The organism is Rathayibacter rubneri (genome assembly GCF_023743255.1).
Lineage (GTDB): Bacteria > Actinomycetota > Actinomycetes > Actinomycetales > Microbacteriaceae > Rathayibacter > Rathayibacter rubneri.
Window position 1 is genome coordinate 17,643 of sequence record NZ_JAMRYM010000051.1, and the last position, 9,415, is coordinate 27,057.

Consider the following 9,415-nt stretch of genomic DNA (forward strand, 5'->3'; position numbering starts at 1 on the left):
CGCCTGTCGGCACGCGACCCACTGCTCTCGGCCTGCAGGAACACGTTCGGCTCGTCAGAACTCCAGGTTCTGACGAGCCGAACGTCGTTTCACGAGCCGGAGATCACCGGGTGACGGCCCTCGACAGCAGGTCGGCCTGCTCGGCGGCGTGGCGCTTGGCCGATCCGGCGGCGGGGGACGCCGCCGACGGACGGGACACGACCCGGATCGGGCGGCCGAGCTGCGGAGCCACCTCGAGCGCGATGAACGGCCACGCGCCCTGGTTCTCGGGCTCGTCCTGCACCCACACCAGCTCCGCGTCGGGGTAGCGCTCCGCGATCGCGCGCAGCCCCTCGATCGGAGCCGGGTAGTACTGCTCGAGGCGCACGAGGGCGATGCCGTCGTCCGGCTTCTTCTCGAGCTCCGCCTTGAGGTCGTAGTGCACCTTGCCGGCGTGCAGCAGCACGCGCTTGACGGCTGAGGCGTCCTGCACCCGTGCGTCGTCCAGCACCGGCTCGAAGCGGCCCGAGGTGAAGTCCTCGACGGCGCTCGACGCTCCGCGCAGTCGCAGCATCGCCTTCGGGGTGAAGACGATCAGCGGACGGCGCGGGCGCGAGTAGGCCTGGCGGCGCAGCAGGTGGAAGTACGACGCCGGGGTCGACGGACGGGCGACGGTCATGTTGTTCTCGGCGCACATCTGCAGGTAGCGCTCGATGCGGGCCGAGGAGTGGTCGGGGCCCTGGCCCTCGTAGCCGTGCGGCAGCAGCAGGACGAGCGACGAGCGCTGGCCCCACTTCTGCTCGGCCGACGAGATGAACTCGTCGATCACGATCTGGGCGCCGTTGGCGAAGTCGCCGAACTGCGCCTCCCACAGCACGAGCGAGTCGGGGCGCTCGACCGAGTAGCCGTACTCGAACGCCATCGCCGCGTACTCCGACAGCAGCGAGTCGTAGATCCACAGGCGGGCCTGCTGCTCCGACAGGTTCATCAGCGGCAGCCACTCCTGGCCGTTGCCGCGGTCGTGCAGCACCGCGTGGCGCTGCACGAAGGTGCCGCGGCGGGTGTCCTGGCCGACGAGGCGCACCGGGGTGTCCTCGATCAGGAGCGAGCCGAGCGCGAGCAGCTCGCCGAACGCCCAGTCGATGGAGCCGGAGCGGCTCATCTCCTGGCGCTTGGCCAGCAGCTGCTGGAGCTTGGGGTGCACCGTGAAGCCCTCGGGCGGGTTGTTGAAGGCGTCGCCGATCAGGCGGACGACCTCCTCCTTCACGCCGGTGCTCTCGGGCTCGCCCGGGTAGTCCTCGCCCTGCTGCGCGTCCGGGAGCTCGAGGTCGGCCACGGAGTCGCCGTCGGGCGAGATCACCGGGATCGCCCCGGTCTGCGCCGCGTGAGTCTCGGCGAACGCGCGCTCCAGGCGGTCCTGGAAGTCCTGGTGCGAGCGGTCGTACTCCTCCTGGCTGATGTCGCCGCGCCCGATGAGCGCCTCGGTGTAGAGCTTGCGCACCGAGCGCTTGGCCTCGATCAGGCTGTACATCAGCGGCTGCGTCATCGAGGGGTCGTCGCCCTCGTTGTGGCCGCGTCGGCGGTAGCAGATGAGGTCGATGACCACGTCGCGGTGGAAGCGCTGACGGTACTCGAAGGCGAGCTGGCCGACGTGCACCACGGCCTCGGGGTCGTCCCCGTTGACGTGGAAGATCGGCGCCTGGATCGTCTTCGCGCCGTCGGTCGAGTAGATCGAGGTGCGCGCCTCGTGCGGAGGCGTGGTGAAGCCCACCTGGTTGTTGATGTTGATGTGGATCGTGCCGCCCGTGCGGTAGGCCCGCAGCTGCGACATCTGCAGGGTCTCGACGACCACGCCCTGGCCCGCCATCGCCGCGTCCCCGTGGACGAGGATCGGCAGGGTGGTGAAGGTGCCGATCGGCTTGCGGTCCTGCTTGGCGCGGACCACGCCCTCGAGCACGCCGTTGACGGCCTCGAGGTGGGAGGGGTTCGCGGCCAGGTAGACGGGGATCTCCTCGCCGCCGGCCCCGCGGAACGTGCCCTCGGTGCCGAGGTGGTACTTCACGTCTCCGGAGCCCTGGACCGTCTTGGGGTCCTGGGTCCCCTCGAACTCGCGGAAGATCTGGCCGTAGGTCTTGCCGGCGATGTTGGTCAGCACGTTCAGGCGACCGCGGTGGGCCATGCCGATCGCGACCTCGTCCAGCTTCTCGTCGGCGGCGCCCTGCAGCACGGCGTCCAGGAGGGCGATGAGCGATTCGCCGCCCTCGAGCGAGAAGCGCTTCTGCCCGACGTACTTGGTCTGCAGGAAGGTCTCGAACGCCTCGGCCTCGTTGAGGCGGCCGAGGATGCGGAGCTGCTCGTCGTGGCCGGGCTTCTCGTAGCCGCGCTCGAGCTTCTGCTGCATCCAGGCCCGCTGCTCCGGATCCTGGATGTGCATGTACTCGACGCCGACGGTGCGGCAGTAGGAGTCGCGCAGGATGCCGAGGATGTCGCGCAGCTTGAGCTGGCGCTTGCCGCCGAAGCCGTCGGTCACGAACTCGCGGTCGAGGTCCCAGAAGGTGAGCCCGTGGCTCTCGATGGCGAGGTCGGGGTGCGAGCGCTGCACGTACTCGAGCGGGTCGACGTCGGCCATGAGGTGGCCGCGGACGCGGAACGAGTTGATGAGCTCCTGCACGCGCGAGGTCTTCGAGACGCGCTCGGCGAGGTCGACGGCGATGTCGGTCGACCAGTGGATCGGGTCGTAGGGGATGCGCAGCGCCGCGAAGATGTCCTCGTAGAAGCCTCGGCCGCCCAGCAGCAGCTCGTGCACGATCTTGAGGAACTCGCCGGATCCCGCGCCCTGGATGACGCGGTGGTCGTAGGTCGAGGTGAGCGTGATCGTCTTGCCGATGCCGAGCTCGATGAGGGTCTTCTCGGACGAGCCCTGGAACTCCGCCGGGTACTCCAGCGCTCCGGCGCCGATGATGCAGCCCTGGCCCTTCATCAGGCGGGGGACGGAGTGGACGGTGCCGATGCCGCCCGGGTTCGTCAGCGACAGCGTCGTGCCGGCGAAGTCGCCGGCCACGAGCTTGTTGCCGCGGGCGCGCTTGACCAGGTCCTCGTACGCCGAGAGGTACGCGGTGAAGCTGAGCGTGTCGGCGCGCTTGATGCTCGGGACCAGCAGGGCGCGGGTGCCGTCGGGCTTGGGCATGTCGATCGCGATGCCGAGGTTGACGTGCGCCGGCGCGACGACCGACGGCTTGCCGCCGGGCTCGTCGTAGTAGACGTTCTGGCTCGGGAAGTCCTTGAGCGCGCGGATGAGCGCCCAGCCGATCAGGTGGGTGAACGACACCTTGCCGCCGCGCGTGCGGCGCAGGTGGTTGTTGATCACGATGCGGTTGTCGATCATCAGCTTCGCCGGGATCGTGCGCACGCTCGTGGCGGTGGGGATGGTGAGGCTCGCGTCCATGTTGGTCGCGAGGCTCTTCGCCATGCCGCGCAGGGGAGTGACGGCGTCCTCCTCCTGCGCCTCCGCCTCGGCCGCGGCGGGCGTCCCCACGGGCGCATCGGCGGGGATCGGGGCCTTCTTGGGCTCCTGGGACGTGGTGCGCGAGACGGGGGCGGCGCCGGGCTGCTGCGAGGTGACGGGATGGGTCACCGCACCGCCTGCGCTCGTCGACGGGCCGGCCGCAGCGGGCTTCTCGGCCGGGGGCCGGGCGGCTGGGGCCGCAGGCGCTGCCGCGGCGGACGACTTCGCCGCCAGCTGCTGACCGTAGCGCTCCAGGATCGGCCACCAGGACTCGTCCACGGAGGCCTTGTCGGCGCTGTACTGCTCGTACAGCTCCTCCACGAGCCACTCGTTGGCTCCGAAGTCCTCCGCGCCCTGGTCTGTTCCCACTCCGGTCAACTGGCTCGACACAGCCGATCGCCCACTCTCTCCGTTGATTCGTCCTCGATCATCCGGACGGGCCCGCGCATCCCTCGATGCCTGCACCTCACCTGCGAGAACGTCGTCCTCGCCCGTGAGGACCGGCCTCGTCGCCTGGTCCCGTCCCGGTCGTCAAGCCTAGCCCGGATCTCGGTCGGCGGCCCCGCGGGCGGGTCGGAGTACCGTTCGAGGCATGCGTTTCTCCGGCGGAACCCCCACAGGCGATCTCACCTACTCCGACGTCTTCCTCGTGCCGGGCCGCTCCTCGGTCACGAGCCGGCTCGACGTCTCGCTCGCACCGGGCGACGGCACGGGTGCGACGATCCCGCTCGTCTCCTCGAACATGAACTCCGTCACCGGGCCGCGGCTGGCGGCGGCCCTGGCCCGTCGCGGAGGTCTCGGCGTCCTCCCGCAGGACATGCCCCTCCAGTCCCTCGACGCCGCGATCCGCTGGGTGAAGGACCAGCCGGTCGCCTTCTCGGGCGCCCTGACCGCCGATCCGGCCACCACGGTCGAGCAGGCGCTCGCGATCCTGCCCGCGGTCGAGGGGCACGGCTTCGTCGTGCAGGAGGAGGACGGGACGGTCAGGGGCTGCGTCCCCGCCTCGCGGCTCGCGACGGCCCTGCCCGACGCGAGGCTCGGCGATCTCGTGCACCACGCCGCCCCGTCCCTGGACGCGGACGACGTGACGACCGGCCGGGCCGCGTTCGACCTGATGGTGGCGGCCGATCTCGACTTCGCCCCGGTGCTGCACCACGGCGCACTCGTCGGGACCCTCTCGCGCACCGGTGCGCTGCGCTCGACGATCTACGACCCCGCCCTCGACGCCGACGGGCGCCTGCGCGTCGCGGCCGCCGTGGGCATCAACGGCGACGTGGCCGCGAAGGCGCGCGCACTGGTCGCGGCGGGCGTCGACGTCCTCGTGCTCGACACCGCGCACGGGCACCAGGAGGCGATGCTGCGGGCGCTGCGCACGGTCTCGGCGCTGGACCTCGGGGTCCCGATCGCCGCGGGCAACATCGTCACCGCCGAGGCGGTGCACGACCTCGTCGAGGCGGGTGCCGACATCCTGAAGGTCGGAGTGGGGCCCGGAGCGATGTGCACGACCCGAATGATGACCGCGGTCGGCCGACCGCAGTTCTCGGCCGTGCTCGAGACGGCGGAGCGGGCGCACGAGCTCGGCGTGCACGTCTGGGCCGACGGGGGAGTGCGCTACCCGCGCGACGTCGCCCTCGCCCTCGCGGCGGGCGCCGCCTCCGTCATGGTCGGCTCCTGGTTCGCGGGGACGATCGAGGCGCCGGGCGAGCTGCGGACGGATGCGGCGGGCCGCGTCTACAAGGAGAGCTGGGGGATGGCGTCGGCCAAGGCCGTGCAGGAGCGCTTCGGGCGCCTCGACGCGTACGAACTGGCGCGCAAGCGCCTCTTCGCCGAGGGGATCTCGTCGTCGACGATCTACCTGGATCCGCTGCGCCCCTCGATCGAGGACCTGCTCGACATGATCACGTCCGGCGTCCGCTCCTCGTTCACCTACGCCGGTGCGCGCAGCGTCGCCGAGTTCCACGAGCGAGCGGTGGTCGGGCTGCAGTCGGCCTCCGGCTACGAGGAGGGCAAGGCGCTGCCGGTCAGCTGGTGACCTGAGAGCCGGCGCTCCGCCCGTCAGCGGGAGCCCGGTGCGCGTCTGCTAGAACCGAGCGCATGACCATCGTCGACAACGCCGTGTACGTCGGCGGCCACCGCATCCGCAACCCGGACTCCCTCGAGGACACGTTCGAGCTGATGCGCGAGGAGAACGGCATGGCGTGGATCGGCCTGTTCCGGCCGTCCCGCGAGGAGGTCGAGGCCGTCGCCCACGAGTTCGGGCTGCATCCGCTCGCCGTCGAGGACGCGCTGAGCGGGCACCAGCGCGCGAAGCTCGAGCGCTACGATGACGGGCTCTTCGTGGTGCTGCGCCCCGCGCGGTACCTCGACGCCGACGAGACGGTCGTCTTCGGCGAGCTGCACGTCTTCGTCGGGCCGGACTTCGTGGTGACCATCCGGCACGCCGACTCCCCGGATCTGGCGCGGGTGCGCCGTCGGCTGGAGGAGGACCCGGCGCTGCTGGCCCGGGGTCCGGCGGCGGTGCTGTATGCGATCCTCGACCAGGTCGTGGACGAGTACGCCCCCGTCGTCGCCGGAGTGCAGGGCGACGTGGACGAGATCGAGGACCAGCTCTTCGGAGCCGACTCGGACGACAGGCTCTCGGAGCGCATCTACCGGCTCTCCCGCGAGGTCATCCACTTCCAGCGCTCGGTGCAGCCGCTGACCGCGCTGCTCCGGGCGCTCGCCGAGGAGACGCCGGCCGAGGGGGCGTCGCCGGACCACGTGGAGCTGCACCGCTCGCTCCGCGACGTCCTCGACCACACCATCCGGGTGACGGAGGCGGTCGACGCCCTCCGCGCGATCCTCGACAAGGCGCTCACCGTGCACTCGACGCTCGTCTCGCGTCGCCAGACCGAGACGGGGCTCGCGCAGAACGACGTCGTGCGCAAGATCTCGTCCTGGGCGGCGATCCTCTTCGCCCCGACCCTGATCGCGGGCGTCTACGGCATGAACTTCGACGAGATGCCCGAGCTGCACTGGGAGTTCGGTTACCCCTGGGCGCTCGGGCTGATGGTCGTGTTCGGCGTCGGGCTCTACGCGGTGTTCAAGGCGAAGAAGTGGCTCTGATCCTCGGGAGTGCGCCCCGTCGTCGGCGGTGTCGCCGGTAGACTCGGCAGCACAATGGACGACCCTCCCTCTGCTCATCCGCCGTCGGACCGCACCGTCCGGCCCCCGCACCCCGACCTCGCCGCCGCGCTGAACCGCGCCGCTCGGATCCTCCGCACGCCGAGCGGAGGTGCCCCCGATGGGTGCTGAGTGGCTCCTGCTCGGTGTCGGCCTCCTCCTGACGCTCGGCACCGGCGTCTTCGTCGCCAGCGAGTTCGCCCTGGTGAACCTCGACCGGGCCGATCTGGAGGCCCGTCGCGATCGCGGCGAGACGCGGCTCGGCATGACGATCGCGGCGCTGAAGGTCACGTCGACCCACCTCTCGAGCGCGCAGCTGGGCATCACGCTCACCACGCTCCTCACCGGCTACACCATGGAGCCGGCCCTCTCGACGCTGCTCGAGCAGCCCTTCCTCGGCCTCGGACTGCCCGAGGCGGCGGTCTCGCCGATCACCACCGTGGTGGCGATCGTCATCGCCACGCTGCTCTCGATGATCCTCGGCGAGCTCGTGCCGAAGAACTTCGCCCTCGCCCTGCCCCGCGCGACCGCCAAGCTGGTCGTCCCGCTGCAGAGCGCGTTCACCACGGTGTTCCGCCCCGCGGTCGCCCTGCTCAACGGCAGCGCCAACGCGCTCCTGCGCCTCATGGGCATCGAGCCGAAGGAGGAGCTCTCGGGCGCCCGCAGCGCCGAGGAGCTCTCGAGCCTCGTCCGGCACTCCGCGAGCGCCGGGCTGCTCGAGGAGGACACGGCCGACCTGCTCGGGCGCACCCTCCGCTTCTCGGCCCTCAGCGCCGGCGACGTGATGACCCCCCGGCTCCGCCTCTCCACCGTCGAGCGCTCGAGCACGGCCCAGGACGTCCTCGACCTCGCCCGCACCACGGGGCTCTCGCGCTTCCCGATCACCGATGACGACATCGACGACATCGTCGGAGTCGTGCACGTGAAGCAGGCCGTGGCCGTCCCGCGCGGCAAGAGGTCCGAGGTGCCCGTCACGGCGCTGCGCTCCGAGCCGTTGCGCGTGCCGGAGACGATGAAGCTCGACGTCCTGCTGACGGAGCTGCGCGGACGCGGCTTCCAGCTCGCGGTCGTCGTCGACGAGTACGGGGGCACCGCGGGCGTCGCGACGCTCGAGGACCTGGTCGAGGAGCTCGTCGGCGAGGTGGCGGACGAGCACGACCGCTCCCGCCCCGACGTGGTGAAGCTGCCCGGCTCCACCACCTTCCCCGGCATGCTCCGCCCCGACGAGGTCCGCGACCGCGTCGGCGTCGCCATCCCCGAGGACGGCCCCTACGAGACCGTCGCGGGCTACATCATGAGCGAGCTCGGCCGACTGCCCGAGGCCGGCGACGAGGTGCCCGTCGACGGGGGCTCGCTCCGCGTCGAGCGCCTCGACGGACGCCGCATCGACCGCATCCGCTTCACCCCCGACCCCGACGCCGAGCCCGGCACACCGCCGGACCCCCTGGCCGACGCGGGACGGGCCCATCGAGCACGCAAGGAGGCCGGCGATGAGTGACTGGGCCGGAATAGCGTGGCTCGTCGTGCTGCTCGCCGCGAACGCCTTCTTCGTCGGAGCGGAGTTCGCCGTCATCTCGGCGCGCCGCTCCCAGATCGAGCCCCTCGCCGAGAGCGGTCGCCGCAGTGCGATCACCGCCCTCGCCGCGATGGAGCACGCGACGCTCATGCTGGCGACCACGCAGCTGGGCATCACCGTCTGCTCGCTGCTGATCCTGAACGTCAGCGAGCCGGCGATCCACCACCTCCTCGAGATCCCGCTGCACGCCGTCGGACTGCCGGAGGAGCTGACCGGGACGGTCGCCTTCGTCATCACCCTGCTGATCGTGTCGTTCCTGCACGTCGTGCTCGGCGAGATGGTGCCCAAGAACATCTCGTTCTCGATGCCCGACAAGGCGGTGCTGCTGCTCGCGCCCCCGCTCGTCGCCATCGCCCGGGTGATCCGCCCCCTGATCGTCGCCCTCAACGCGATCTCCAACGGGGTGCTCCGCCTGTTCCGCGTCGATCCCAAGGACGAGGCGAACAGCACCTTCACCCTCGAGGAGGTGCAGACCATCGTCGACCAGTCGACCCGGGAGGGCACGCTGCGCGACTCCAGCACCCTCCTCGCCGCGTTCGAGTTCACCGAGAAGAAGGTGCACGACGTCGCACTCCCGCTCGACGGCATCGTCAGCCTCCCCGCCGGAGCGACACCCGCCGACGTCGAGCGCGCCGTCGCCAAGCACGGCTTCTCGCGCTACGTCGTCCTCGGCACCGACGGAGCACCCGAGGGCTACATCCACCTCAAGGACGTCCTCGACCTCGACGGCGACACCGAGGGAGCGAAGTTCCGCCTGCCCATCCCGGCCAAGCGCATCCGGCAGCTCGCCTCGATCTTCGAAGCCACCGACCTCGAGGACGCCCTCGCGATCATGCGCCGCACCGGAGCACACCTCGCCCGGTCGTTCGACGAGCACGGGACGGCCACAGGGGTGCTGTTCCTGGAGGACATCATCGAGGAGCTCGTCGGCGAAGTAGACGACGCCACCCGCCGGTGAGCGCGGGGCGTGGGCGGCGCATTCGCGGCGTTGTCGTCGGGCGCGATACCGCCGGTATCGCTTCCTCCTCCGCCTTGCGACTGCACCACCCACGCCCCGCGCGCAACTCCGGGTGAGGGGAGGGGCCGTGCGCGGGGCGCACGAGCCGGTCGACAGAGGGCCGTGCGCTGTGCGCACGAGCCGGTCAAGAGAGGGCGCGCGCTGCGCGGGAGGGGCCTGGAGGGGCGATCTAGGG

Annotated in this window: 5 protein-coding genes; 4 read left to right on the plus strand and 1 reads right to left on the minus strand. The window is 71.1% G+C overall.

The features are described from left to right. Positions 1–103: 103 nt before the first annotated feature. A complete protein-coding gene (locus NB037_RS12075) occupies positions 104–3,874 on the minus strand; it encodes a multifunctional oxoglutarate decarboxylase/oxoglutarate dehydrogenase thiamine pyrophosphate-binding subunit/dihydrolipoyllysine-residue succinyltransferase subunit (RefSeq protein WP_251946085.1) in 3,771 nt (1,256 codons plus the stop codon). A gap of 202 nt (positions 3,875–4,076) precedes the next feature. Between NB037_RS12075 and guaB1 the strand changes: the two genes are divergently transcribed. From guaB1 to NB037_RS12095, 4 genes are all read left to right on the plus strand, one after another. Further along, positions 4,077–5,516, plus strand: a complete 1,440-nt coding sequence (gene guaB1, locus NB037_RS12080; protein WP_251946087.1) for a GMP reductase — start codon at positions 4,077–4,079, stop codon at positions 5,514–5,516. A 62-nt stretch (positions 5,517–5,578) separates the two neighbouring features. After that, positions 5,579–6,589 (plus strand): magnesium/cobalt transporter CorA, encoded by a 1,011-nt coding sequence (gene corA, locus NB037_RS12085; RefSeq protein WP_251946089.1) that lies wholly within the window; start codon positions 5,579–5,581, stop codon positions 6,587–6,589. 178 nt (positions 6,590–6,767) lie between these two features. After that, entirely contained in the window at positions 6,768–8,144 is a 1,377-nt protein-coding gene (locus tag NB037_RS12090; RefSeq protein ID WP_251946090.1) for a hemolysin family protein, read from the plus strand. Next, a complete protein-coding gene (locus tag NB037_RS12095; RefSeq protein ID WP_251946092.1) occupies positions 8,137–9,180 on the plus strand; it encodes a hemolysin family protein in 1,044 nt (347 codons plus the stop codon). Before NB037_RS12090 ends, NB037_RS12095 begins: the two co-directional genes overlap by 8 nt. The last annotated feature ends 235 nt before the right edge of the window (positions 9,181–9,415 follow it).

Bases quoted from the DNA above. Each gene is read 5' to 3' on its own strand.
- guaB1 (WP_251946087.1), top strand. From the start codon at position 4,077: ATGCGTTTCTCCGGCGGAACCCCCACAGGCGATCTCACCTACTCCGAC.
- corA (WP_251946089.1), top strand. From the start codon at position 5,579: ATGACCATCGTCGACAACGCCGTGTACGTCGGCGGCCACCGCATCCGC.
- NB037_RS12090 (WP_251946090.1), top strand. From the start codon at position 6,768: ATGGGTGCTGAGTGGCTCCTGCTCGGTGTCGGCCTCCTCCTGACGCTC.
- NB037_RS12095 (WP_251946092.1), top strand. From the start codon at position 8,137: ATGAGTGACTGGGCCGGAATAGCGTGGCTCGTCGTGCTGCTCGCCGCG.